This window comes from Gluconobacter sp. P1D12_c (assembly GCF_018812105.1).
In the GTDB taxonomy this organism is placed as follows: domain Bacteria; phylum Pseudomonadota; class Alphaproteobacteria; order Acetobacterales; family Acetobacteraceae; genus Gluconobacter; species Gluconobacter oxydans_A.
Genome location: NZ_JACSIQ010000003.1, coordinates 295410 through 319512 on the forward strand (window position 1 = coordinate 295410; position 24103 = coordinate 319512).

Annotated in this window: 24 protein-coding genes; 8 read left to right on the forward strand and 16 right to left on the reverse strand. The window is 56.3% G+C overall.

The features are described from left to right. Nucleotides 1–2469 carry a phenylalanine--tRNA ligase subunit beta gene (pheT, locus tag KP705_RS05255; RefSeq protein ID WP_046901280.1) on the forward strand — a complete coding sequence of 823 codons (2469 nt, stop codon included), beginning with the start codon at nucleotides 1–3 and terminating at the stop codon, nucleotides 2467–2469. Beyond that, entirely contained in the window at nucleotides 2466–3728 is a 1263-nt protein-coding gene (lpxB, locus tag KP705_RS05260; protein ID WP_046901281.1) for a lipid-A-disaccharide synthase, read from the forward strand. The genes pheT and lpxB overlap by 4 nt, the downstream gene beginning before the upstream one ends. Here the strand turns inward: lpxB and trpS are convergent. Genes trpS through KP705_RS05275 form a run of 3 tightly spaced genes read right to left on the reverse strand, consistent with a single transcriptional unit; the run spans nucleotide 3718 to nucleotide 5677 of the window. After that, complete coding sequence (gene trpS, locus KP705_RS05265) at nucleotides 3718–4707, reverse strand: tryptophan--tRNA ligase (RefSeq protein ID WP_046901282.1); 990 nt, start codon at nucleotides 4705–4707, stop codon at nucleotides 3718–3720. The two genes, lpxB and trpS, sit on opposite strands and share 11 nt — an antisense overlap. A gap of 38 nt (nucleotides 4708–4745) precedes the next feature. Then, on the reverse strand, nucleotides 4746–5195 hold the full coding sequence (locus KP705_RS05270; protein ID WP_046901283.1) for a cytochrome c: 450 nt from the start codon (nucleotides 5193–5195) through the stop codon (nucleotides 4746–4748). After that, entirely contained in the window at nucleotides 5192–5677 is a 486-nt protein-coding gene (locus tag KP705_RS05275) for a cytochrome c (protein ID WP_046901284.1), read from the reverse strand. Before KP705_RS05275 ends, KP705_RS05270 begins: the two co-directional genes overlap by 4 nt. Before the next feature lie 95 nt (nucleotides 5678–5772). Here KP705_RS05275 and KP705_RS05280 point away from each other — a divergent pair, with 95 nt between their 5' ends. Then, complete coding sequence (locus tag KP705_RS05280; protein ID WP_046901285.1) at nucleotides 5773–6315, forward strand: thymidine kinase; 543 nt, start codon at nucleotides 5773–5775, stop codon at nucleotides 6313–6315. Nucleotides 6316–6351: 36 nt separating this feature from the next. Here the strand turns inward: KP705_RS05280 and KP705_RS05285 are convergent, their stop codons facing one another. The 3 genes from KP705_RS05285 to rlmN all read right to left on the reverse strand — a co-directional run bounded on the left by KP705_RS05285 (nucleotide 6352) and on the right by rlmN (nucleotide 9381). Continuing rightward, nucleotides 6352–6840: an FKBP-type peptidyl-prolyl cis-trans isomerase gene (locus KP705_RS05285; protein ID WP_046901286.1), complete on the reverse strand. Its 489-nt coding sequence runs from the start codon at nucleotides 6838–6840 to the stop codon at nucleotides 6352–6354. 23 nt (nucleotides 6841–6863) lie between these two features. Further along, nucleotides 6864–8096: an argininosuccinate synthase gene (locus KP705_RS05290; protein WP_046901287.1), complete on the reverse strand. Its 1233-nt coding sequence runs from the start codon at nucleotides 8094–8096 to the stop codon at nucleotides 6864–6866. Between the two features lie 73 nt (nucleotides 8097–8169). Then, nucleotides 8170–9381, reverse strand: coding sequence for a 23S rRNA (adenine(2503)-C(2))-methyltransferase RlmN (rlmN, locus tag KP705_RS05295; RefSeq protein WP_046901288.1), 1212 nt, complete (start codon nucleotides 9379–9381; stop codon nucleotides 8170–8172). A gap of 128 nt (nucleotides 9382–9509) precedes the next feature. Between rlmN and KP705_RS05300 the strand changes: the two genes are divergently transcribed. Continuing rightward, nucleotides 9510–9977: a nuclear transport factor 2 family protein gene (locus tag KP705_RS05300; protein WP_046901289.1), complete on the forward strand. Its 468-nt coding sequence runs from the start codon at nucleotides 9510–9512 to the stop codon at nucleotides 9975–9977. Continuing rightward, a complete protein-coding gene (locus KP705_RS05305) occupies nucleotides 9974–10558 on the forward strand; it encodes a TetR/AcrR family transcriptional regulator (RefSeq protein WP_046901290.1) in 585 nt (194 codons plus the stop codon). Before KP705_RS05300 ends, KP705_RS05305 begins: the two co-directional genes overlap by 4 nt. On the opposite strand, the gene KP705_RS05310 is transcribed toward KP705_RS05305, so the two are convergent. From KP705_RS05310 to KP705_RS05330, 5 genes are all read right to left on the reverse strand, one after another. Continuing rightward, a complete protein-coding gene (locus KP705_RS05310; RefSeq protein ID WP_046901291.1) occupies nucleotides 10509–11273 on the reverse strand; it encodes a TlyA family RNA methyltransferase in 765 nt (254 codons plus the stop codon). The genes KP705_RS05305 and KP705_RS05310 overlap by 50 nt on opposite strands. Before the next feature lie 3 nt (nucleotides 11274–11276). Then, nucleotides 11277–13259: a 1-deoxy-D-xylulose-5-phosphate synthase gene (gene dxs / locus KP705_RS05315; protein WP_046901292.1), complete on the reverse strand. Its 1983-nt coding sequence runs from the start codon at nucleotides 13257–13259 to the stop codon at nucleotides 11277–11279. Nucleotides 13260–13263: 4 nt separating this feature from the next. Further along, on the reverse strand, nucleotides 13264–14166 hold the full coding sequence (locus tag KP705_RS05320) for a polyprenyl synthetase family protein (protein WP_046901293.1): 903 nt from the start codon (nucleotides 14164–14166) through the stop codon (nucleotides 13264–13266). After that, nucleotides 14163–14414 (reverse strand): exodeoxyribonuclease VII small subunit, encoded by a 252-nt coding sequence (locus tag KP705_RS05325; protein ID WP_046901294.1) that lies wholly within the window; start codon nucleotides 14412–14414, stop codon nucleotides 14163–14165. The genes KP705_RS05320 and KP705_RS05325 overlap by 4 nt, the downstream gene beginning before the upstream one ends. 98 nt (nucleotides 14415–14512) lie before the next feature. Then, nucleotides 14513–14767 (reverse strand): sulfurtransferase TusA family protein, encoded by a 255-nt coding sequence (locus KP705_RS05330; RefSeq protein WP_046902033.1) that lies wholly within the window; start codon nucleotides 14765–14767, stop codon nucleotides 14513–14515. A gap of 137 nt (nucleotides 14768–14904) precedes the next feature. Between KP705_RS05330 and KP705_RS05335 the strand changes: the two genes are divergently transcribed. Then, nucleotides 14905–15249, forward strand: a complete 345-nt coding sequence (locus tag KP705_RS05335; RefSeq protein ID WP_046902034.1) for a hypothetical protein — start codon at nucleotides 14905–14907, stop codon at nucleotides 15247–15249. Between the two features lie 11 nt (nucleotides 15250–15260). Next, nucleotides 15261–15740, forward strand: coding sequence for a hypothetical protein (locus tag KP705_RS05340; RefSeq protein ID WP_046901295.1), 480 nt, complete (start codon nucleotides 15261–15263; stop codon nucleotides 15738–15740). Nucleotides 15741–15871: 131 nt separating this feature from the next. On the opposite strand, the gene KP705_RS05345 is transcribed toward KP705_RS05340, so the two are convergent. From KP705_RS05345 to KP705_RS05355, 3 genes are all read right to left on the reverse strand, one after another. Beyond that, nucleotides 15872–16657 (reverse strand): hypothetical protein, encoded by a 786-nt coding sequence (locus KP705_RS05345; RefSeq protein WP_252348230.1) that lies wholly within the window; start codon nucleotides 16655–16657, stop codon nucleotides 15872–15874. Between the two features lie 41 nt (nucleotides 16658–16698). After that, nucleotides 16699–18030 (reverse strand): NCS2 family permease, encoded by a 1332-nt coding sequence (locus KP705_RS05350; protein WP_215764141.1) that lies wholly within the window; start codon nucleotides 18028–18030, stop codon nucleotides 16699–16701. 83 nt (nucleotides 18031–18113) lie between these two features. Then, nucleotides 18114–20216 (reverse strand): AsmA family protein, encoded by a 2103-nt coding sequence (locus KP705_RS05355; protein WP_046902035.1) that lies wholly within the window; start codon nucleotides 20214–20216, stop codon nucleotides 18114–18116. Between the two features lie 113 nt (nucleotides 20217–20329). Between KP705_RS05355 and KP705_RS05360 the strand changes: the two genes are divergently transcribed. Beyond that, nucleotides 20330–20881 (forward strand): biliverdin-producing heme oxygenase, encoded by a 552-nt coding sequence (locus tag KP705_RS05360; RefSeq protein ID WP_215764142.1) that lies wholly within the window; start codon nucleotides 20330–20332, stop codon nucleotides 20879–20881. Here KP705_RS05360 and KP705_RS05365 read toward each other — a convergent pair. After that, complete coding sequence (locus KP705_RS05365) at nucleotides 20871–22265, reverse strand: glycosyltransferase family 2 protein (protein WP_215764143.1); 1395 nt, start codon at nucleotides 22263–22265, stop codon at nucleotides 20871–20873. The genes KP705_RS05360 and KP705_RS05365 overlap by 11 nt on opposite strands. A 9-nt stretch (nucleotides 22266–22274) precedes the next feature. Further along, nucleotides 22275–24077 carry a translation elongation factor 4 gene (gene lepA / locus KP705_RS05370; protein ID WP_215764144.1) on the reverse strand — a complete coding sequence of 601 codons (1803 nt, stop codon included), beginning with the start codon at nucleotides 24075–24077 and terminating at the stop codon, nucleotides 22275–22277. Nucleotides 24078–24103 lie beyond the last annotated feature (26 nt).

Consider the following 24103-nt stretch of genomic DNA (forward strand, 5'->3'; position numbering starts at 1 on the left):
ATGAAGTTCTCTCTCTCCTGGCTGCGTGAACATCTTGATTTTAAAGCATCTTGCGAAGAGATCTGTGCCCGTCTGAACGGCATCGGTCTTGAAGTTGAGAGCGTTGAAAACCCCGCCGAGAAGCTGGCAGGTTTCAGAACGGCCAAAATTCTGGAAGCACATCGCCATCCGGATGCAGATCGTCTTCAGCTTTGCCGCGTCGCTGCCGGTGCGGGTTATGAAGATTTGCAGGTTGTGTGCGGTGCACCGAATGCACGTGCTGGCCTCCATGTGATTTTTGCGCCCCCGGGGACGTATGTTCCGGGGCTGGATATCACCATCAAGAAGGGTAAAATCCGCGGCGAGGAAAGCGGCGGTATGCTGTGTTCCCTGCGTGAGCTGGGCCTTGGTGAAGAGAGCAACGGTATTGCCGAACTGCCGGAAACGGCTCCGATCGGCGAGGCTTATGCGACTTACGCCGAGCTTGATGACCCGGTCATTGAAATCGCGATTACACCGAACCGTGGCGACGCGCTGAGCATTCGAGGCATTGCGCGTGATCTGGCCGCTGCTGGCATGGGGCATCTCAAGCCATGGCTGACGGAAGCGGTTGAGGGTGATTTCGAGCCCGCCGTCAGTTGGAAGATCGCGCATCCGGATTGCTCTTATGCCGTGGGCCGCGTCATTCGTGGTGTGAAGAATGGCCCTAGCCCGGACTGGCTACAGCGCCGCCTGAAGGCTGTGGGGCTTAAGCCGATTTCCAAGTTGGTTGACGTCACGAATTACCTCACGTTCGATCTTGGTCGTCCGCTGCATGTCTTTGATGTTGCGAAACTTTCCGGAAATACGCTGACCGTCACGCATGCCGCACGGGAGACCTTCACGGCTCTGGATGGCAACGAATACGTCCTTGGCACGGATGATATGGTGATCGTTGACGATGCCGGTGTGCAGTCTCTTGCAGGCATTATGGGCGGTCAGCAGAGCGGTGTGGATGAGAACACGACGGACGTGTTTGTTGAATCCGCATTGTTCGATGCTGTTCGTATTGCCCTGACGGGCCGCCGTCTGGCGATTCACACCGATGCGCGTCAGCGTTTCGAGCGTGGTGTTGATCCGGCACTGGTGCGCAGTGGACTCGAAGCAGCCACCATCATGATCCGCGACCTTTGCGGTGGCGAGCCAAGCGAAATTACGGAAGCTGGTGAACTGCCCAACTGGAAACGCGCGGCTACGTTGCGTTTTGAACGCCTGGAAACGCTGGGTGGCGTTAATATCCCTGCTGATGATGCTGTGCGTTCTCTGGAGCATCTGGGCTTCGAGGTTGTTGAGCGGACAGACGATCAGGCGACCTTCGCAGTTCCGTCCTGGAGGAATGACGTTGCGTCTGGTCAGGTTCTGGCTCAGGCCGTGACACTTGATGAGGACGTTGCGGCAAAGGCAGCAGCGAATGTTCCGCGCATGGAAGCGGAATGTGACCTCATAGAGGAAGTGCTGCGTCTTTATGGGCTGGATGCAGTGCCGGCTGTGCCACTCCCTCAGTTGGCCATGGTCGCGGCTCCGGCAGTCACGCCTCTTCAGGCGCGTGCAGCGCTGATGCGCCGTATCTGTGCAGCCCGTGGGATGATGGAAACGGTTGGTTTCTCCTTCGTCGCTCATGAAGACGCGGTTCTGTTCGGCGACGTGCCCGAAACGCAACGTCTGCTGAACCCTATCGCTATGGATCTTGATCAGCTGCGCCCGACGCCGCTCGTCAATCTGGCGCGTGCACTCGGCCGTAATCTGGCGCGTGGTCTGGGCCTTTCTGGCGAAGGCGCATTGTTTGAAATCGGTCCATGTTTTGATTTCGAAGGTCAGCACCTGCGTGTTGCTGGCTTGCGGGGCGGATTGACGGCTCGTGAACCCGGTCAGGCTGCGCAGGAAGCAACGCTCTGGGATGCCAAGGCGGATCTGACTGCTGCGTTGACGGCGCTTGGTGTTCCGGAAGCTTCTTTGTCTGTCACGGCAGATGCTCCGGGCTTTTATCATCCGGGTCGGTCAGGTCAGGTACGCCAAGGGCCTAAACTAGTTCTGGGTAGCTTTGGTGAACTGCATCCTCGCACGGCACGCGCGCTTGGTCTGACAGGGACTGTTGTGGCGTTCGAGCTGTATCTGGATCGCATTCCGCAGCCTAAGGCTAAAAAGAAGACGCCTCCTGCGCTCTCAGCGCTGCAGCCAGTGCGTCGTGACTTCGCGTTCCTGGCTGGGCCGGATGTTGAAGCACAGGCTGTTCTTAAGGCCGTTCGTATGGCCGACCGGAACCTGATTCAGGATGTTCGCCTCTTTGACGTCTTTGAAGGTGGTAGCCTGCCGGAAGGGCATCGTTCTCTCGGTGTTGAGGTTGTCCTGCAGCCGCAGACAGAAAGTCTGACGGATGTCGGCCTTGAAGCGCTTTCCAAATCGGTGGAAGCTGCGGTTCTCAAGGCAACAGGAGCTACGTTGCGCCGATGAACTCTCTTCCAGAATCCGAACTGGCGCATCAGCCGGGCAATAGGGCCTTCCAGCCGGGGGCTCCCACGCCCCAGCATGGGCGCGTGATTTGGATTCTGGCGGGGGAAGCCAGTGGAGACGTGATTGGTGCACGTCTCATGCTGGCGCTTCATGCGCAGGACCCGACGCTGGTGTTTGCCGGAGTCGGAGGTGGTCGCATGGAAGCCCTCGGGCTTCATAGCCTGTTCCCGATGAGTGATCTGGCTGTCATGGGGCTTGTGGAAGTCTTGCCACGGGTCAGGCATTTGCGGCAGCGGCTTCTGGAAGCTGTTCAGGATATCGAGCTTCGTAAGCCTGATTTGGTCGTCACAATAGACAGCCCGGGTTTTGCACTTCGACTTCTTCAGAAAATTGAAAATTCCGGCTTCAAGCGCGTCCATTACGTTGCACCGCAGGTGTGGGCCTGGCGCGAAAATCGCGTCAAGGAATTCCCTGGGCTGTGGGATCGGTTGCTCTGCCTTTTACCGTTTGAGCCGGAATGGTTTGCGCAGAGAGGGTTGGAAGCGCGGTTTGTCGGGCATCCGGTGTTGCAGTCGGGTGTGAGACAGGGAAACGCTGCACGTTTTCGGACGCGGCATAATATTCCTGAAACGGCACCCGTCCTGATTTTGATGCCAGGAAGCCGGCGCTCTGAAGTTCCGAAGCTGTTACCAGTTTTTCGCAAGATGCTGGACATTCTGCGCAAGAAGCATCCGGACATCTGCCCGGTGATACCGGTTGCTCCGGTCATTGCGCCGACCGTGCGCAACCTTATTCGTAAATGGCCCGTACAGCCGCATATCGTGACTGATATTCATGATAAGCACGACGCGTTTGCAGCGGCTCAATGCGCTCTGACAAAGTCGGGGACGTCTACGCTTGAACTTGCCATGGGCAATGTGCCGATGGTGGTGACATATCGGGTGAATCCGCTAACGGCGATGATGGCGCGTCGGATGATCAAGGTGCCATACGTGGCAATGGTCAATTTGCTAGCCGGACGCGAAGTTGTGCCAGAAATGTTGCAAGAGAACTGCACGCCTGAGAAGCTGGCGGAGATGGTTTCAAAGCTGCTTGATGATCCGGCAGCAGCAAAGAAGCAGCAGATGGCATTTGAAGAGGTGCTGGAAAAGCTCTCTCCCGCTGTGGGTACGCCTGCGGATGCAGCCGCTGCGGAAATCATGGATCTTTTGGACGAGCCGGTGTCCCGCTCGTCCAAGAAGAAAAAAATCAGCGAATAAAGCCGACCAGTCGTTCTGCTTCCTGCACGATCGGCTCGGAAATTTCACGGGCCCGCTCGGCGCCTGCACGGAGGACGGAGATGATGTGGTCTTCGTTCTGCATCAGGCGGGCTGTTTCGGTGGCAACTGGACCAAGTTTTTCCACGAGCAGGTCGGCCAGAGCGTTTTTGAACGGGCCAAAACCCTGTCCACCGAAACGCGCTAGAACGTCAGACATCGTTTCGTCTGACATGGCTGCGTAAATAGCTACCAGATTGCGGGCTTCCGCACGGTCTTCCAGTCCCTCAACGTCGCTTGGCAGCGCGTCGGAATCTGTCTTGGCTCGGCGAATCTTCAGAGCGATTTCGTCCGGGGTATCTGTCAGGACTATGCGGCTCTGTTCGGAGGGGTCCGACTTGGACATTTTCCTCGTGCCGTCGCGCAGGCTCATCACACGGGCTGCCGCTGGAGGAATAAAGGCCTCGATCTGCGGAAAGAACTCCGTACCCATGTCATGGTTGAACTTCTGGGCGATGTCATTAGCCAGCTCAATATGCTGCTTCTGATCGTCACCAACAGGGACGCGGGTAGCGTGGAACGCCAGAATGTCCGCAGCCATGAGGTTCGGATAGACATAGAGGCCCGCTGAGTGGTTCTCGCGGTTCTTACCAGCCTTGTCCTTGAACTGTGTCATCCGGTTCAACCAGCCGAGGCGGGAAACACAATTGAAAATCCATCCCAGTCGCGCGTGGGCGCTGACGGCAGACTGGTTGTAGAGGCGTGTCGGTTCAATACCGGTTGCCAGAAGGCAGGCTGCTGAACCCAGCGTCTGACGACGCAGGTCTTCCGGATTCCAGGGCATCGTGATCGAGTGCATGTCCACGAGGCAGAAGACACAGTCATGGTCTGCCTGCATGGCCGCCCAGTTGCGGAGTGCACCCAGGTAGTTACCCAGATGAGGAATGCCAGTTGGCTGAATGCCGGAAAATACACGCTGCATGATGGATCTGTCTTCAGCTTTGGGGAAAGGTCATGCTCTCAGGGAAGCGGCTGCTTCTGCTCCAGGAGCTGTCGTTCTTGGTAACTTGCTGCCGGGCCACCCTGCTGTGCACGTGCACTGGCGACCTCGGCTGGCGTGATGGTGGGGGAAGGCTTGATATTGCCGCGTGCAATCAGCCAGTTCAGAGTATCAGCAATCTGCTGGTCAGTGAGGCGATCACGATATGCGGGCATGGAATAGTTATAGCGATAGCCCTGAGCGGTGAAACCGCCACGGAGGCCATTTAGAAGAACATTCGTGAGATAGTGGCGGCCCTCAGGTGTTTGGGCGATGAAATCCACTCGGCCCACGAGGGGCGGTGTTTCCCCGGGCATTCCACTTCCGCCATGGTGGCAGATACCGCAGTTGGTCCCATAAACGGCTTGGCCAGCCGGTTTCTTCCCGCAGCAGGCAAGTGCGAGACAGCCAAGAAAAGCGATCCGTCTCATGGGAGAGGGGACTGCTGTTCCAGTTTCTGGCGTTCAAGCAGAACTTCCTGAGGTGACAGCGGATGTTTGCGCTCTTCAGCGATCTCGGCAGCCGTGAATGTTGGGCCCCCTGCGGCCATTTCTTTGCCTCCAACAAACGTCAGAATCCGTGCAATTTCATCATCTGAAAGGCGATGGAATGATGGCATGGAACTGTTGTAAGGAGCGCCACCCGCTGTGATCGGTCCGTCAAGGCCATTCAGCAGCACGTGGATAATGTAGAGATGGCCTTCCGGGGTCAGGGCAATATGCCCAACCCGACCGAAGATTGGAGCAACGGCTCGCACCTGCCCATGGCCACCATGATGGCAGATACTGCACTCGTTCGAATATTCTCGGGGGGCCTGTTCACGATTTTCCCACGCATGGCCAACCACAAAGACAATTGCCATGAAAATGGCAATAAACAGGGGAAGCCGGATTGCTGGGTCTAATCTGATCACAGAAGGTTTGTCGCATTTTCATGGTGTGTTCAGCAAGGGTGGCTCTTGGCAAAACCGTCCCGATAGGGCTCATGGGCGCATCAGAAGGAGAAAGCATGAGCGGCAAGGGACGTCTGGTACTGTATGTGGGGCCAATGTTTGCAGGAAAATCCTCGCATCTGATCAAGGCTGCGTCTGCGCATGAACGCGTTCTGGCACTGAAGCCGGGATTCGATACGCGTGACGGTGCAGAACTGGTCAGTCGGGATGGCTCACATTTCGCAGCGCGTTCCGTGCGGCGCTGGCCGTCTCATTCCGAGGACTATTCACACATTGTTCTGGACGAAGTGCAGTTCATGGTCTCACCTCATTACGAGGGAGATATCGTTGCAGAGTTGCAGTCTGCCCGATTGCGCGGAGCAACTGTCACGGTTGGCGGCCTGGATAGCGATTATCGCCAGGAGCCGTTTGAAATTGTATCGAGGCTCATGCAGTTCGCCGATGAAATTATTCATCTGGAAGCTCGGTGCCATGTCTGCAATCAGCCAGCCCAGTGGACTGCCAAGACACATGAGACTGGGCATCTTCTCGAAACGGGAGATCAGGAGCTTTATGAGGCGCGGTGCGATGAGCACTGGTGCCTGCCAGAGGTGCCTTGAGGGCTCTCTGGCAGAGCTGAAATGAAGTAGAAGAACTTACTGCTGTCCGTTATTGACGCCCAGAAGCTGGATCTTGAAGATCAGTGGACTGTTGGGCGGAATGATGCCCATGGAGCGCTTCCCATAGCCTAGCTTGGCTGGAAGATAGAGCATCCATTCATCACCAACGTGCATCATCGGCAGAGCTTCGAGCCAGCCATCAACCAGGCCATCCAGCGGCATTTCCATGTAGGCACCGCTGCCATGCTGGTCAGAGCTGTCAAAAATTCCGCCGTCTGGCAGGCGTCCTTCATAGATCACCATGATGGTGGAGCCACGATGAGGGCTTTCACCATCTTTGGGGCCTGACTTCAGAACCTTATAACTCAGGCCGTCCGGGAGGGTTTTGACACCCGGTTCCGCCTGGACCTTCGCCATGAACTGTTCGGGCGTCAGTTCTGGCGCGTCTTCCTTGTGTCCGGCGCATCCTGCAAGGAGTGCGCCGCAAAGGGTCAAGGCTGATGTAAGGCGAAACAGGCTGGTCATGGTCCCCCGCTACTGGTTTGTACTTAGAGTGCGCCGCCGCGGCGGCCAATCTGACCACCCAGACGCAGGCGCAGGGCATTGAGCTTGATAAAGCCCTGTGCGTCCTGCTGGTTATACGCGCCCTCGTCATCTTCAAATGTCACGACGCGGGTATCATACAGGCTGTTCGGGCTTTCGCGTCCGACGCAAACGACATTGCCCTTATAGAGTTTCATGCGGACACGGCCGTTGACGGAATGCTGGCTGGCATCAATCAGAGCCTGAAGCATCCGGCGCTCTGGGGAGAACCAGAAACCGTTATAGATCAACTCCGCATAGCGCGGCATGATGCTGTCCTTGAGATGGGCAGCTTCGCGGTCCAGCGTGATGCTCTCGATGGAACGATGAGCGGCCAGCAGGATCGTGCCACCTGGCGTTTCATAGATCCCGCGGGACTTCATGCCCACAAAGCGGTTTTCCACGATGTCCAGACGGCCGATGCCGTTGTCGCGACCCAGTTCGTTCAGGCGTGTCAGCAGTGTTGCCGGGGTCATCGCAACGCCGTTGATGGCAACCGGGTCACCATTCACGAAGTCAATGCTGATTTCCGTAGCCTTGTCCGGAGCGGCTTCCGGGGAGATGGTGCGCTGGAAAACGATTTCGTCAGGCGCGACAGCCGGATCTTCAAGCAACTTACCTTCGGATGAGGAGTGCAGAAGGTTGGCGTCAACGGAGAAGGGGGCTTCGCCGCGCTTGTCTTTCGTAACGGGGATCTGATTTTCTTCAGCGAATTCCAGCAGCTTCGTGCGGGATGTCAGTTCCCATTCGCGCCATGGGGAAATGACTTTCACGTCCGGCTTCAGGGCATAGTAGCCAAGTTCGAAACGGACCTGATCGTTGCCCTTGCCGGTTGCACCGTGGGCAACGGCATCTGCACCAACAGCTTCGGCGATTTCGATCTGACGCTTGGCGATCAGCGGACGGGCGATGGACGTACCGAGGAGGTACTGGCCTTCATAAACCGTGTTCGCGCGGAACATCGGGAAGACGTAATCCTTCACGAAGGTCTCGCGCAGATCCTCGACGAAGATTTCCTTCACGCCGAACATCTCGGCCTTCTTGCGGGCCGGCTCCAGTTCTTCGCCCTGACCAAGGTCAGCCGTAAAGGTCACGACCTCGCAGTTATAGGTCTTCTGGAGCCATCGAAGGATGACCGAAGTGTCCAGCCCGCCGGAATAGGCGAGAACGACTTTCTTGACGTCCTGATGGGCGCTCATAACTGCGTGGTCCTTAATGGTGTTCGTTCGGAAGGCGTTTCTAGCATCCCGCGTCCGTGAGGGAAACCGGGCGTCAGACGCTTTTGCGCTGACGCTCGCTTTCGGTTTTGAGCTGTCCGCAGGCTGCAAGAATGTCCTGGCCACGTGGTGTACGGATCGGGGCTGCAAATCCTGCATCCATCACGATCTTTGCAAACTTTGCGAGCTGCTCTTTTGTGGAGGGACGGAACTCTGATCCCGGCCACGGATTGAAAGGAATAAGGTTCACTTTCGCCGGCAGGTCCTTGATCAGGCGGACCAGTTCCCTTGCATCTGCTTCGCTATCATTCACGCCGCGCAGCATGATGTATTCGAAGGTGATGCGACGGGAATTGGATGCTGCAGGATAACGCTTGCAGGCCGCCATCAGTTCCTCGATCGGGTACTTGCGGTTCAAAGGGACAATCTGATCGCGCAGTTCGTTCGTGACCGCATGCAGGGAAATAGCAAGGCCTACGCCCAGTTCTTCACCGCAGCGATCCATCATCGGCACGACGCCTGACGTGGACAGCGTGATGCGCCGCCGGGAGAGGGCAATGCCTTCTCCATCCATGACGATGCGCATGGCTTTGGCGACGTTATCGTAATTGTAGAGCGGTTCACCCATTCCCATCAGAACGATGGTGGAAAGAAAGCGTGGCATGTCCGCGCTTGGGCTAGGCCACTCTTTGTAGCTGTCTCGTGCCGCCATGAACTGGCCGACAATTTCTGCTGGGCCTAGGTTGCGGACGAGCTTCTGCGTCCCTGTGTGGCAGAACGTGCAGGAGAGCGTACATCCGACCTGTGAAGAGATGCAGACAGCGCCACGGTCTTCCTTACGATCGGGAATATAAACTGTTTCAGCTTCCTGACCGTCGCGGAAACGGAAAAGAAATTTCCGCGTTGCATCTACCGACGTCTGTTCCGTCGTTGTCGTCGGGCGACCGACGATGAAGTGCTCTGCAAGCTTCGCCTGAAGGGGTTTGGCGATTGTGCTCATCTTCGAGAAATCGGTCGCACCCTGATGGTAGATCCAGTGCCAGATCTGTTTTGCGCGGAAAGGCTTCTCGCCAATTTCCGTCATCAGGGTTGCCAGCTCTTCGCGTGACATTCCGACCAGATCACGCCGTCCGTCTTCCAGTCGTGCCTCAGGTGGGGCGAACAGGGCGGACTTTGCGCGAATGCGTTCGCGCTCCGCCTCATTCAGATCATCTGAAGCGATGGAATTGATACGGGGGAGGGTGTCGGGATGTTTCAAAGCGGTCATGGCGGCGGAGCCATAGCACGGGGAGGTCGCAGATTTCCAAGGGAAAGTGAGGTGGTGCAAGAAAGATTAGATTCTTTGTACCATTCGGTACAAAATATGGTTTCTTCTTTGGTTCTGAAAGTTACGACATGCAGACGCGTCCGCCTGTGCCCCCCTTCACGCGGGACACCGCTCTTCAGAAAGTTCGAGCGGCTGAAGATGCCTGGAACCGTCTAGATCCGGAGACGGTTGCGCTGGCCTATACGGCTGACAGTCGTTGGCGAAACCGGGATCAGTTTGTTCACGGGCGGTCCGAAATTAAGTCATTCCTGACGAGAAAATGGGAGAAGGAGCGTGAGTATCGGCTGATTAAGGAGCTTTGGGCATTTCATGAGAAGCGGATTGCCGTCCGCTTTGTTTATGAGTGGCGAGATGGGCAGGGCCAATGGTGGCGATCGCACGGGAATGAAAACTGGGGTTTCGACGAAGCAGGCCTCATGGCAGAGCGGCATGCCAGCATCAATGACGTGCCAATCAACGACGCTCAACGCCTGTTCCACTGGGAAGGCAAAGTTCGACCTGAGGGACATCCGGGATTGAGTGATTTGGGGCTATGACGGAATCAGGCGGCCGTAGCCGTACTGCCATCTTACAAAATATCGCTGAGGTATTTCGCCAGTATGGGTACGAAGGGGCGTCTCTCAGTCGCTTCACAGCTGCGACTGGGCTGGGAAAAGGCAGCCTCTACAATTTCTTTCCGGAAGGGAAGAAGCAGATGGCTGCTGAAGTCCTGGAGCATATCCAGCAGTGGTTCGATGCTGAAATTTTTAGCCCTCTGGAAACGGAAGAAGACCCCAAAGTCGGCCTGACAGCTATGTTTGAAGGTACTGAGCAGTACTTCAGGTCAGGTCAGAGAATTTGTCTGATGGGGTTGCTAGCCCTGAGCGTAGACACAGCGTTTGCTGTGCAGATTAAAGACTATTTTCTGCGTTGGCAGGAAAGTCTGTCTCAGGCGCTCCAGCGGCTGGGGCGTTCGAAAAGCAACGCTGTTGATCTGGCTGAGGAAATCGTCAGTGGCATTCAGGGAGCATTGGTGTTGGCCCATGCTCGAGGCGACGCAGATGTTTTCAAACGCCGCCTTGAGTCGTTCAAGCTGCGTCTGGATCTTCCAGCGGGCCATTACGACGAGCGGCAATGAGAAACTCCCGATTGCCTTCGGGGCCAGTAATGGGGCTGGCTTCAACGCCCAGAACTTCCCATCCTGAAATGGCCGAGAGCCAGTCATGGATTTCGGCACAGACGCGTTCGTGAACGGCGGGGTCCCGTACCACGCCCTTTGCGCCGACTTCGTTTCGCCCGGCTTCAAATTGCGGCTTGATCAGAGCGATTGCCCAGGCATCCGGGGTTGTTAGCTTAAGCGCGGCGGCCAGCACGGTCTTAAGGCTGATAAAGCTGGCGTCGCAAACGACGATGCCTGCGGGTTCAGGAATCTGTTCCGCTGTGAGCGCGCGTGCGTTCGTCTTTTCCATGACGACGACGCGTTCATCAGAGCGGATTTTCCAAGCCAGCTGACCGTGCCCGACATCAACGGCATAAACTTTCGTCGCGCCGTGCGTGAGAAGGACATCCGTAAATCCGCCCGTTGAGGCACCGACATCAATGGCAATACGACCTTTGGGGTCCAGCCCGAAATGCTCGATGCCGTGAATGAGTTTTAGGCCGCCGCGAGACACCCAAGGATGATCCTGCCCTTTGAGGGACAGGGGGGCATCCTCTGGAAGCTGGTCTCCAGCCTTGGCGATGCGCCGATCCCCCGTATAGGCAAGACCTGCCATAATGAGGGACTGGGCACGAGTTCGGCTGTCAACCAGCCCCCGATCAACGAGGAGCTGGTCTGCGCGGCGTTTGGCCATGACTCAGGCAGACTGCTGGACGACTTCGACGCCCAGCGCAGCTGCTGCCGTGCGAACGATATGCGGAGCTGTCAGGCCAGCTTCGTCATACTGAACGTCAGGGGCATTATGATCGATGTACCTGTCCGGGAGAGCTAGTGGACGGAATTTCACCGTATCCAGCAGACCGGTTTCTGCAAGGTGCTGCACAACCAGGCTGCTGAAGCCGCCAATCGCACCTTCTTCAAGTGTGATGAGAACTTCATGCTGGCTGACCAGATCATCAACAAGCTTCGTGTCAATCGGCTTGGCGAAGCGGGCGTCTGCTACCGTGACCGGTACGCCCTGAGCTGCCAGTTGATCCGCTGCGCGCAGAGATTCGTGCAGACGTGTACCGAGCGACAGGATGGCGACACCTGCGCGGGCGCCAGGTGCCTGACGCGCTTCGCGAACGATGCGGCCCTTGCCGATTTCCTGCACTTCGCCCTTTTCCGGAAGGTCGAGGCCGATGCCGCTGCCACGGGGGTAACGGAAAGCAATCGGGCCAGCGTCGTATTCGCAAGCCGTTGCCGTAGCGTGCAGCAGCTCGATTTCGTCCGACGGTGCCATCACGACCATGTTTGGCAGACAGCACAGGTAGTTCAGGTCGAAAGACCCGGCATGCGTCGCGCCATCAGCGCCGACCAAGCCAGCGCGGTCGATGGCGAAGCGGACAGGAAGGTTCTGAAGCGCCACGTCGTGCACGACCTGATCATAGGCGCGCTGAAGGAACGTGGAGTAAATAGCGCAGAATGGACGCAGACCTTCGGACGCAATACCTGCAGCAAAAGTGACGGCGTGCTGTTCGGCAATACCGACGTCAAAGAAGCGGTCCGGATAGGCCTTGGCGAAAGCTGTAAGACCGGTACCGGAAGGCATGGCTGCCGTGATGGTAACAAGCTTGTCGTCTGTTTTCGCGCGACGCAGGAGTTCGCGGCTGAAAATCGACGTGTAGCTTGGCGGTCCAGCCGGAGCCTTCTTCTGCTCGCCTGTCACGACATTAAATTTGCTGACAGCGTGATATTTGTCGCCAGCAGCCTCGGCAGGCTTATAGCCGCGGCCTTTTTCCGTGATGATGTGGAGCAGGATCGGGCCTTGATCGTCCGCATCGCGCAGGTTGCGCAGGATGGGGACGAGCTGGTTCATGTCATGGCCGTCAACCGGGCCGACATAGTAGAAACCGAGCTCTTCAAACAGCGTGCCGCCTGTGATCATGCCACGGGCATATTCTTCAGCGCGCTTGGCCGTCCGCTCGATCTTACCGGGCAGGCGCTTGGCAACCTTGCCAGCCAAGTCACGCAGACCGAAGAACTGGCGCGAAGACATCAGGCGGGACAGGTAGTTCGACATCGAACCCACCGGTGGTGCGATCGACATTTCATTGTCGTTCAGCACCACGATCAGGCGGTTCGCGCCCGGACCTGCAACAGCGGCGTTGTTCATGGCTTCGTAGGCCATGCCAGCGGAGATAGAGCCGTCACCAATGACCGCAATCACGTTGCGCTCATGGTAGCTCGGATCTTCTTCCGCGCGCAGGTGATGGGCCACAGCCATGCCAAGACCGGCAGAAATGGATGTGGACGAATGAGCGGCACCGAACGGGTCGTATTCGCTTTCTGCACGGCGGGTGAAGCCAGAGAGGCCTTCCGGCTGACGCAGGGTGCGAATGCGATCGCGACGGCCTGTCAGGATCTTGTGCGGGTAAGCCTGATGGCCAACATCCCAGATGATACGGTCATCCGGCGTGTTGAATACGGCGTGTAGCGCAACGGTAAGTTCGACGACGCCAAGAGAGGCGCCAAGGTGGCCACCAGTTGTGGAAACGGCATCAACCGTTTCGGAGCGCAGTTCGTCGGCAAGCTGCTTGAGCTGATCGACGGAAAGATTCCGCATATCTGACGGCAGGGTCACGCGGTCCAGAACTGGATAGCGGCCGTATGTAGGAATCGTGGAAGACGGGTTGCTCATGAAATCAGTTCCTGCGCTCGACGACGTAGTCTGCAAGAGCCCTGAGGGCCGCGGCCTGTGCGCCGAAAGATGAAAGGGCCTCCCGGGCCTGATCGCTCAGGCGGCGGGCCTCGGCGCGGGCTCCGTCAATGCCAAGCAGGGAGACATAAGTGGATTTGCCGCTGGCTTCGTCCTTGCCAGCGGTTTTGCCGAGTTCCTCGGCGCTTGCGGTCGTGTCCAGAACATCGTCTGCAACCTGAAAGGCTGTTCCAAGATTCTGGCCGTAGGCGACGATGGCGTCCCGGCGATCATCCGTCACACCTGCCAGAATCGCTCCTGATTCGGCAGCATAGCGGATCAGGGCACCCGTTTTCAGGGCATGCAGGCGACGGACTTCATCCAGAGGGAGGGCACGGCCTTCCCCCCGGATATCGATGACCTGGCCACCAACCATTCCCGCTGCGCCTGAGGCACGAGCTAGGGCCAGTGCGAGGTTGGAGCGGATGGTGGCGTCGGAAGACGTTTCATCCTCAAGAAGGATCTCGAAAGCCCGTGTTTGAAGAGCGTCGCCAGCAAGAATGGCAATGGCTTCGTCAAACTGACGGTGCGTGGAGGGACGCCCACGGCGGAGATCATCGTCATCCATGGACGGAAGATCATCATGCACAAGAGAATATGCGTGAAGCAGTTCGACTGACGCCGCAACGCGCAGCGCAGCCTTGCGGTCTGCACCAAATAGAGACGCAACTTCTACGGCTAGAAAGCCACGAAGACGCTTTCCGCCACCGAGGGCAGCGTAGCGCATGGCTTCAAGAAGAATGGATTCGTCACCCGGCACCATCGGGAGCATGGCGTCGATTGTTGCTTCGATGTCCGTGCAGGCGTGGGCGAGAGCCTCCTTGAGGGAGGTGGACGTGGTGGCACTCATCGGCCGGTCTCTCCGGTATCGGCAAGAGGCTCCGTGCCTGTGCTGCCGTCATCGTTCTGGACAATGGCGCGCACACGCATCTCGGCCTCTCCCAGCTTTGCATCGCAGTGCTTGCGTAGGGCTGCACCGCGTTCATAGGCAGAAATGGCGTCTTCAAGCTTCATCTGTCCGCCTTCAAGGCCACGGACGATCCGCTCCAGCTCGGAGAGGGCATCTTCGAAAGACATGGCATCAATGGGTTCGGGCATGGAAAGCCTCAAGACACGCTTTGGGAAACAAGGTAGCGAGGGATTACAGCCAGATGACAGGTTTTGCCAGCCCTGTGCTTGGGAACGGGGGAGTTTCCTCAGGAGGGTTGCGTTTCTGCACGCCTGCGGATGACAAATGAAAGAACGCCAGCGCTCTCCGTGAAGGCCACCATCGCATGGCCGGTTTCGCGGCAATAAGACTGGAAATCCGCCACTGAAGCGCGATCCGTTGCCAGAATACGAAGGCGTGTTCCAGGCGCCATGTCACGCAGGGCGCGGTTCGCCTTGAGAACGGGCATGGGGCAGGCAAGACCGCGCAGGTCCAGCAGGGTCTCCGTCGGAGGTATCGTCATGACGTCTGTTATGCCCTGCGCCGTGCCGTGGGCCAAGTAACGGATTTCCCATTGCCGGAATAGCACGGTTTTTCTATAACTATGGCTTAATGCCACAAAGCGTCCTTCGGGGCGCTTTTTTTGTTTTTGAGGAACACATGGAAAAACAGATCTCCGAAAGGTCGCCGTCTTCCGAGGGAAATGAGCATCGGGCTTATACGATCCGTATCCTGGAAGACCGTGTTCTTCGACTGGAAACAGTCGCTGGGGGGTTGTCAGATCGGTACGAACAACTGCGTACGGAGATGAGACAGGAAATCAGTTCTTTGCGGGATCAGATGAAATCCCTGGAGACCAAAGTCGATAATGGTAACAGGATTGTGAATGGAAAGCTGGATCGTCTGATCGGTGGCCGGGCTGTTCTGACGGCGATAGTGACGCTGGCAACATCCATCCTCGGAACTGGGATGGTGCATTTCGCTCTGTCTCTCAGCACGCATTGAGGGGACGAGTCATGGAAGGTCTTGATGTCGGACAACTCAAGCATCTGGTGGTGGAACCAGCTCTTGCAACGCTCGGACTGGGCGGGACAGCAGCCGTTAATCTTCTGACGGGCACGGCATTGGCTGAAAGCAGAGGAGCTTACGTAAAGCAGATTGGGGGAGGGCCAGCGCTGGGGCTGTGGCAAATGGAACCTGCAACCCACGACGATTGCTGGGCTAACTTTCTGCGTTTCCCGGTTGGGCAGCCATATGCTGGTATTCTGGAAAACATGCTGGCTCATGATCTGCCACGCAGTGCGCAGATGGTCAGTAATTTACGATATGCCTGTGCGATGGCGCGAATCCGGTTTTACCGTGTTCGGGAAGCACTGCCTGCTCCGCAGGATCCGTTTGCCTTAAGCCGGTATCACAAGGTGCATTACAACACCCCGCTAGGCGCGGCAGACCCTATGGCCAATGTCGATTATTTCAGGAGAGCTGTTCAGGCTTAAAGCGAGAGCGATGCCGGGGACCTGTATGCATCACGCTCCCGACATCGCAGGTTTACCTTAGATAGGTATATTATGACCGAATAGTGGCGTAGCTGAATATGCCAATTATTTAATCTGATTTTTATGGGTATTTAACGAAGCGCGAAAAGCCTGTTTTGGGGATTGCCCTGGAATGTCGCGGGACCAGTGTGGGACAGGCGCAGTCCCCGATGAAGCCAGACGCTTCCGCCGATTTTGAGCCATCGACGACAAAATGCGAAGTCTTCGGAGAGATATGTTCTCGTCTCCGGGTCAATCATGCAGTCGAACAGGGCAAAAGGATTCTGTGGCACCGAACCTTCGGTGGGATGGCCACTTTGTTGAGCATCAATGCGCTCGTATTCGGTCTCAGGATAGGCGCTCATCATTTGGCTGATTGTGGCGCGTGTCAGCAGCATGAAGCCAGTTCCGATGTAAGAAACGGAAGCAATTTCGGCTGGCGGTAAAGTGTCATACAGCGCAGAGCAGTCGCCAACATAGCGTAGGCTGGCGCTCTTCGGGGGTTCGCCTTTGCTCATGAACCGCTGGGTATTATGGTCCCAGTAGTGAGATTTGAGCGGGTAGGCTCCGCCGATAACCGGCTTGTCGGCTTTTAGAAGTGCTTGAATATCTGCAAACGAAAAACCAATGTCACTGTCTGCAAATAACAGGTGTGTGGCATCGGTTTGGGTTATGAACTGGTGAAGAAGCGTATTGCGTGCCCGTGTAATCAAGGCGTCGCTTCCTAGTGTCGAGAGCGTCAGGCGAATATTGTGAGAAGGCGCTTCACTCATGCAGCTGATAATGGACTGCATGTATGCTTGGGTAACTGTTCCCCCAAAGCAGGGTGTCGCAATGAAGATGTGTGGAGCTGCGTTCATGGGGAGATAGTGTTCCATCTCCCCTTAAGAAAGGCTTAAAACTGAGCGGTCAAAGTGTGTTAGCCGCCCATGTGGCTTTGCAGAACCATATAGAAAAGAAACGCAGCATCGAGGCCGAGCACAATTGGCGTAAGGCGTTTGAAGTCCCACAATGCGAGGGCCAATCCCGTATAAAGCAGCAAGCCGCAGGACAGGCTGAGCATGAAGTTTCCGGTGATCCCGGCGATGAGCAGCATCGTGAGGGGCGGAATAGCATCGGACGGGTTGGAGGCCACGCGGTGGAGGCTGCCAAGCATATTGAGGCCGACCAGAACCAGAACAGGCGCCGTCGCGATGGCCGGGATAGCTGTAATCAGTGGCCAGAAAATGGAGGAAGCTGCGAAAAGCAGGGCGACGATCAGGGCGCTCAGGCCAGTTCGGCCCCCAGCTTCGACACCTGCGAGGCTTTCGACATAGGCTGAAACCGTACAGGTCCCAAGGCTGGCCCCAATGATGCTGGCTGCGCCGTCAGATGCAAAAGCACGATGATCCAGCGCCGGTTTCTCGGGCGTTCCGTCCAGACCTGCACGATGGGCAACACTCATCATCGTTGCTGTCGCATCAAAAAAATCACTGATGAGGAAGTAGAGCGTGATGGGAACCAGAAGGCCGAGATGGGAGAAAAAACCTGCAAAATCAAAAGGGAGAAACAGATTGGTGGGATAATGCGGCCAGTCCACCATATGCGTGGGCAGGGTCGTGATTGCGCCTTTATCAGTATGAATGAACAGGCCTGCCACGGTCAGTGTCAGAATCGCCAGAAGAAGCCCGGCGGGTACTCTCAGAACCACGAGAACGGCACAGAGAAGTACGCCAGCTAGGCTGAGAATAACGGACGGATCACTCAGAGAGCCGAATGTCAGCCCTTGAGCCGTCGGGACGGCAATACCACTGGTAGTGAGGCCGATGCGTGCGATGAAAGCACCCAGTGCAATTTGAATGCCTAGGACAATTGAAGGCGGAAACCCGCGGATAATGCGCTGGCGTATCTGGCTGAGAGAAAGTGCTGTGAAGCACAGACCGCTGAAAAGTACGACTGTAAAGGCGGTCCGTGGGCTCACATGGGCCTGCTGAACGACAACCTGAGCGAACAGAACATTGCTGCTCATGGCTGGAGCTAGAGCGATTGGCAGTCTTGCCCACAAAGCCATGAGCAATGTGCCAGCGACTGCTCCTGCAATCGTGGTCATAACCATGTCGTGGCGATCGAGGCCCGCCGTAGAGAGAATGGCTGGATTGACAGCAACGATATAGGCCATGGCCCCGAAAACCGTCAGGCCAGCAATGATCTCACGCGGAACGGTGGAGCCGCGGGCGGAAATATGAAACCAGCGGTCGAGTGTGGACAGCAACGATCAGGCACTCCGGCGGGAATGAAAATTTTGCTCAGCTATAGTGAAAAAAGTTCATTCCGCCATGGGGCCTTGGTGATTTTTCATTTCGGGTTCGTTTTTTGAGCCCATGCTTTTTTAACCTGAGCAGGTGTCAGGCGCCTCGCAGGCTTGCCAGAAGACGCCGCCTTTGACGGATGTGGCACACTGCTTGCTCCACCTCCTGTCGTCCCGCTTGGCGCAATGCCGGCAGCCGGGTTCGTGTTGGCTTCCCGTACGGCACGTTCACAGGCTGAGCCTTCCCCAACACCCAGCTGAATGGTTGGGATGAGTGCAGCAGGCGGGAAGAGAACACCAAGGCCTACGGACGCTGCAACACGCCCTACCAGTTCTGCGCCGGGCAGAATATTGGGGCCGCTGAGGGGGCCAAAAATATGCACTGCGCCCGGAAGAGAGAGGATCTGAGGGTGAATTGAGCGGGTGGTGACAGCATAGTCGAGAGTATCGTTGTGGAAATTGACTGTCCCTGTTCCAGTCGTGCGGGTGGTTTCAGTCTGGAGTAACAGAGACTTGGTTTTCAGAATGCCGCTATCCAGGGGCATGTCAGCGACAAGACATTCAAGTCTCGATCGGTTTGGAATTCCAAGAGCGGACAAAACTGCTGATCCCAGCTTCAGTCCAAGCAGATCTGGGAGAAGGGCCGTAACGTCTCCGCCCCGATCCAGTACAAGTGTGGTGCCGCCATCTCCGTTCGCGACCAGCGATGCGACGGAATTTCCTGTTGATGTCAGCGTGACGTGGCCACCGATCGTTCCTTCACCTTTGAAGGTGTCTGTTGCTTTCATGATCTGCGAGAGGGGGAGGCGAGAAACATCAAGGCGGAACTTGGTCCGGAACTGCTCATTCTTCGTTGGTTCCAGGGTCGCAGCAGCGCTGATTTTCCCAGACCCTGTCGCAAAAGTCAGATGTTTCAGATCAATAGCGCCGTCTTTGACCTCGAACTCCGTATCAATGTTATCCAGCGGCAGGTCTTTGTTGCGGATATGATCACCGTGATAGGTCACGTGGGCATTCACAGCATTCAGCTTGGGAACATTGATTTTCTGATCGGGCAGCACGCTTTTGCTTGGAGGAGCGGTTTTCTTTGCTTCGCCCGTTTTCGCACCAATGAATCCTCCCAGATCCGCCAGATCGACTGAGCGCGAGTGTAAGGCAGCCTCAACGAATGGTGGTTTCAGGTGGGGATTGACGTTGATGTTCCCACCAATGTCAGACGACCCCATCTTTCCTTCAAATTTCTGGAAACGAATAGCATTTTCGGAATATCCGAGGTTACCCGTGATGCTGTAGGCCGGAGTGTGCGGCACAGGAACACCCGTCAGCCCATAAAGCAAAGACATGTCCGGGCCTGCAAAATGTAGGGCGAGTTTTGTTCCCTTGAAGTGCAGCGGGTCGTCGACCGTTCCCTTGAGGGTTACGTAGGTTGGGCCGTTAGCGATGCGACCATCAATGGGGTACGGTTCAGCAGGCTTGGTGAGCGAGAGAAGAGCCCCACCCACAATGTGTCCGTTGATTGGTGCCTGAGCGTAGCGCCCCTTGAGATCGACGACGACGTTTCCTTTTTGATTGGCCTGAGCCGATGTCGTGTGAACAAGCACGTGCATATCTGTTTTCAACTGAGCAAGTGCCAGATGAATGTCCGCATTCTGGATGTCGATTTCGCCGAGATCCGGTAGCGTTGTTGTGCTTGAGGATGAGGCCGATTGGTTATCTTTGGATGTGTCGCCGAACGTGTAATTATTACGGCCGTTCATCAGGGAAATAATGTCCCCTCTCGGCGTATCCATGCGGATTACCGGGATAAAGAGGCCACGTCCGGTCAAATAACGCCAGACATCCACTTTCACTGTCAGCGATTTGGCAGACGCAAAGTCGGCCTTTTCTTTTTCAAAGCCTTCGGGTTGGGAAATTTTCAGGTCATCGACTGTGACGCTGGTGCGCAGGCCAGGTGAAACGTGAAGATGAGCAATGCTGACTGGGCGATGCAGTGCCGCCGAGGCTTTGCGATTGATGAGAGGGACGAACCAGTCCCACTGCCAGACAAGCACCAGAACGATGAGGGCAATGGCGAGAGCGCCCAAAAAGCCGCCTGCTACTTTTAGAACAGGGTGCTTGCGACGAACCTTTTGGGACGAGGCATCACTCATCATTGAAACTCCACATCACGAAAAATCTGGCCGAAGAAGAAATATGACTGCATTGGTATGAATACGATTTGCAGCCGACCCAGTTGCGCCCGAAGACACGAAGAGCGTGGAAAATGAGTGAGACCGTGAACGATATCAGAGCCGAGCATGATCCCCTGACAGCCTTGCGTCAGGTCAGTCGCACTGTGCATGAACGGGTCGATGAGGCGTACTCACGTTTCAATCTGTCAGATCCAACGTCTTATGGTGCCTTTCTGCAGGCCCATGCGAAGGTGTTACCTGCGGTGGAGCAATGGCTTGCCACGCAGCATGATTTGCCAGCATGGAGCGGTCGCACTGATCTTTTGCAACGCGACCTACAGACTCTTGGCCACTCACTTCCCCCAGCGCTGGATTGGCATCCCCCAAAGGGAGCGGGAGGTGCTCTGGGTGCTCTCTATGTGCTGGAAGGATCTCGCCTTGGTGGCAAGATGCTGTCAGCGCAGGTGGGGAAAGGGCTACCCCGGGAATATTTGTCGGCAGCGCATGAAAAGGGTGGCTGGCCCGCGTTCCTTCAGATGCTGCGAGAGCGACTTTCCACCGGGGATGCGACTTATCGGGCTGCGGTCATGGATGGTGTGACGGCAACGTTTGATCTGTTTCGGAAGGCGGCTGTTACGGACTGATAGGCCGGACGCTCAATGGAACGAGCCCTGGGAATGTGACGGCCAACTGTTCTGCCTCCGTGGGAGAGAGCATGGCAATTGCACACCCCAGTGCTGTTGCATCAGGGGCAGGAAGTCTTTCAATGCCCCGAAGCAGCGCTTCCAGTGTGTGTCCGCCCTGACTCAGCACCATCAAAGCCGTGAGGCGTGCGTAGAGCTCGGACGTGGCTTCCTGAGGGAACAGCGTGGGATCAGGGATTTCAAGATCGACACTCTGCTCCGTGATTGCAGAGGCCATACTCTGGTCTTCTGGGCGGAAGCGTAAGGGGATGGCTGCGAGAAGTGATGGAGAGCCTGTGATGGTCAGGCACGGCGCCTGGCAGGGACGCTCAGGAAAAAGAAATGCGGGGTATGGCGAGACTGCACTGACCTCGACAGCAAGGATCATCCGGACATGCCGGGTAGGGTCCAGATCAGTCGCTGGAAGGGTGACGAGTTGCTCTGTGTGGAGGTCCAGTACGAATGGTTGTGTCTCACTGAAGGTGTAAAATTGAAAATTAGGAAACGTACCGTCATCTTCCGCAGAAAGCGCGGAGGCACTGAGACCAAGCTTGTCCAATGTATTTTCTTCATGCTGAACCACAGTCTGGCGAAGGCGCCAGTAAAGGTCAGTCAAACCTGACTGAACAAGCGCGGCGGCAATCCGGCGCGTTTCAGGCAGCCAACGTTGCGGTCCTGTTTCTAATGCATCATTGCGATTAAAATGTTTCCAGGCCTCTTCTGGTGTTTCACTTGAAGCACGTTGGAAAAAGCTTTGGCGGTCGCCTGCGGCGTAATGAAGAACGCGGGCTTGAGACCAGTCAGGATGCGAACTGATACGCCCGAGAGGGTCAGGCAAAGTGTTTTCAGAACGGGCAGGCGGTAAAAGGGTACGCGTAACCCTGTGATCAGTAGTTTCAAGAAGCGCGTGATGCGTGAAGGCCTGGCTTGGTGCAAAAGGCGATGGTGTTTCATGGCCACTGGAACCAAACAGACACCAGTTCACGGCAATGGGCTCTTCACCTGATGAAGCTAGAAACTCTTCAAGAGACGAGGCCTGTTCAAAATGCAGATATTCGTCTGCGGCAAGAATCATCATCCAATCGAATTCAGTGCGCCCATTTTCAAAAACAGCCTTTTGAAAAGCTATCTGGCGCTCCAGACGATCGGGGATATTTTTGTCCGATCGTTGAAGACGAATGTCGTAAAATGAAGCAGCATTGGAAAGGAGAGTCCAAGTGCCGTCAGTTGAATGATCGTCGCAGACGATCAGTGTTGAGAACCCAATCGTGGCATGGTGACTGAGCCACCAGCCGATGTTGTCGGCCTCGTTATGGACGAACAGGACAGCGGCTGTTTTGGGCATAAGGCTGGGTTAATCCATTTTGAGGGCTGCGAGGAAGGCACTCTGCGGAATTTCGACCTTACCAAACTGTCTCATCCGTTTCTTACCCTCCTTCTGCTTGTCCAGAAGCTTCCGTTTGCGGGATATGTCACCGCCGTAGCACTTGGCGGTCACGTCCTTTGAGAGGGCGCCGATGGTTTCACGGGCGATGACCTTGGAGCCGATAGCGGCCTGAATGGCGATCTTGAAGAGCTGCTTGGGGATCAGATCCTTGAGCTTGCCACAGATTGCCCGTCCGCGCGTCTCGGCTACGGTGCGGTGGGCAACAAAGGACAGCGCATCCACTGGTTCATGATTGACCAGAATGGAAATGCGGACCAGGTCGCTCTCTTCGTATCCATCAACCTGATAGTCGAAGGACGCATATCCGCGGGTCAGGGATTTCAGACGATCATAGAAGTCAAACACAACTTCATTGAGCGGCAGACGATAGACGGCCATTGCACGGTTGCCGACATACGTGAGATCGACCTGAATACCGCGACGTTCTGAACAGAGTGTCAGCACGGAACCCAGATATTCATCCTGAACCATGATCGTAGCCTTGATCCAAGGCTCTTCAATGGTTTCGATTTGGGCAGGATCCGGCATGTCTGCAGGATTATGCAGTTCTTCCTTCGTGCCGTTCGTCAGCGTCATGCGATAGACGACCGATGGCGCTGTAGCGATCAGATCCAGATTGAATTCGCGGGAGAGGCGTTCCTGGATGATCTCCAGATGAAGCAGTCCGAGGAATCCGCAGCGGAAGCCGAAGCCGAGAGCGGCCGAGCTTTCTGCTTCGAAGTGGAAAGATGCATCGTTCAGGCGCAGCTTGCTAAGGCTGTCACGCAGCTTCTCGAAATCGTCGGCATCGATCGGGAAGAGGCCGCACCACACAACAGGGATGGAAGGTTTGAAGCCTGGGAGTGCTTTTTCGGCTGGTCGGCGATCAAGCGTGATGGTGTCACCAACAGCGACGTCAGCAACCGTTTTGATAGCAGCGTTGATGAAGCCCATCTCACCCGGGCCAAGCTCATCAACGTTCGTCATTTTGGGCAGAAATACACCGACCTGATCAACATGATAGGTCGAGCCGGCCTGCATCATTCTGATACGGTCGCCACGTTTGACGGTACCGTTCACGACGCGGATCAGAATGATAACACCGAGGTAGGCATCGTACCAGCTATCCACCAGAAGAGCCTGAAGTGGTGCTGTACGGTCACCTTTCGGCGCAGGCAGACGCGTTACAAGTGCTTCGAGGACGCCTTCGATGTTGATGCCGGTTTTGGCACTGATCTCTACGGCGTCATCGGCCGGAATACCGATAACCTCTTCAATCTGTGCACGAACTCGCTCTGGCTCGGCTGCCGGAAGGTCGATCTTGTTCAGAACAGGCACGATCTCGTGGTTTGCATCGATTGCCTGATAGACGTTTGCCAGTGTCTGGGCTTCCACGCCTTGGGACGCATCCACAACCAGCAGTGACCCCTCACAGGCGGCAAGCGAGCGACTGACTTCATATGCAAAGTCAACGTGGCCCGGCGTGTCCATGAGGTTCAGCGTGTAGATGTTTCCATCTTTGGCCGGGTACGTCAGGCGAACCGTCTGTGCCTTGATGGTAATGCCGCGCTCCTGCTCCAGCTCCATCGAATCGAGGACCTGAGCTTTCATCTCACGAGCCGTGAGAGCGCCACAGGCCTGGATCAGGCGGTCTGCAAGCGTCGATTTACCGTGGTCGATATGCGCAATGATCGAGAAATTGCGAATGAGGGAGAGCGGGGTTTCGGTCATGGCAGGTTACATACGGGATTATCGCA

Coding starts and splice junctions, on each gene's coding strand:
- KP705_RS05330 (WP_046902033.1), bottom strand. CDS start 14,767: ATGACGATACCTCCGACGGAGACCCTGCTGGACCTGCGCGGTCTTGCC.
- KP705_RS05340 (WP_046901295.1), top strand. CDS start 15,261: ATGGAAGGTCTTGATGTCGGACAACTCAAGCATCTGGTGGTGGAACCA.
- trpS (WP_046901282.1), bottom strand. CDS start 4,707: ATGCAGCGTGTATTTTCCGGCATTCAGCCAACTGGCATTCCTCATCTG.
- KP705_RS05280 (WP_046901285.1), top strand. CDS start 5,773: ATGAGCGGCAAGGGACGTCTGGTACTGTATGTGGGGCCAATGTTTGCA.
- KP705_RS05365 (WP_215764143.1), bottom strand. CDS start 22,265: ATGCCCAAAACAGCCGCTGTCCTGTTCGTCCATAACGAGGCCGACAAC.
- rlmN (WP_046901288.1), bottom strand. CDS start 9,381: ATGACCGCTTTGAAACATCCCGACACCCTCCCCCGTATCAATTCCATC.
- dxs (WP_046901292.1), bottom strand. CDS start 13,259: ATGAGCAACCCGTCTTCCACGATTCCTACATACGGCCGCTATCCAGTT.
- KP705_RS05325 (WP_046901294.1), bottom strand. CDS start 14,414: ATGCCCGAACCCATTGATGCCATGTCTTTCGAAGATGCCCTCTCCGAG.
- KP705_RS05320 (WP_046901293.1), bottom strand. CDS start 14,166: ATGAGTGCCACCACGTCCACCTCCCTCAAGGAGGCTCTCGCCCACGCC.
- lepA (WP_215764144.1), bottom strand. CDS start 24,077: ATGACCGAAACCCCGCTCTCCCTCATTCGCAATTTCTCGATCATTGCG.
- KP705_RS05290 (WP_046901287.1), bottom strand. CDS start 8,096: ATGAGCGCCCATCAGGACGTCAAGAAAGTCGTTCTCGCCTATTCCGGC.
- KP705_RS05310 (WP_046901291.1), bottom strand. CDS start 11,273: ATGGCCAAACGCCGCGCAGACCAGCTCCTCGTTGATCGGGGGCTGGTT.
- KP705_RS05270 (WP_046901283.1), bottom strand. CDS start 5,195: ATGAGACGGATCGCTTTTCTTGGCTGTCTCGCACTTGCCTGCTGCGGG.
- KP705_RS05300 (WP_046901289.1), top strand. CDS start 9,510: ATGCAGACGCGTCCGCCTGTGCCCCCCTTCACGCGGGACACCGCTCTT.
- lpxB (WP_046901281.1), top strand. CDS start 2,466: ATGAACTCTCTTCCAGAATCCGAACTGGCGCATCAGCCGGGCAATAGG.
- KP705_RS05355 (WP_046902035.1), bottom strand. CDS start 20,216: ATGAGTGATGCCTCGTCCCAAAAGGTTCGTCGCAAGCACCCTGTTCTA.
- pheT (WP_046901280.1), top strand. CDS start 1: ATGAAGTTCTCTCTCTCCTGGCTGCGTGAACATCTTGATTTTAAAGCA.
- KP705_RS05305 (WP_046901290.1), top strand. CDS start 9,974: ATGACGGAATCAGGCGGCCGTAGCCGTACTGCCATCTTACAAAATATC.
- KP705_RS05360 (WP_215764142.1), top strand. CDS start 20,330: ATGAGTGAGACCGTGAACGATATCAGAGCCGAGCATGATCCCCTGACA.
- KP705_RS05335 (WP_046902034.1), top strand. CDS start 14,905: ATGGAAAAACAGATCTCCGAAAGGTCGCCGTCTTCCGAGGGAAATGAG.
- KP705_RS05345 (WP_252348230.1), bottom strand. CDS start 16,657: ATGGAACACTATCTCCCCATGAACGCAGCTCCACACATCTTCATTGCG.
- KP705_RS05285 (WP_046901286.1), bottom strand. CDS start 6,840: ATGACCAGCCTGTTTCGCCTTACATCAGCCTTGACCCTTTGCGGCGCA.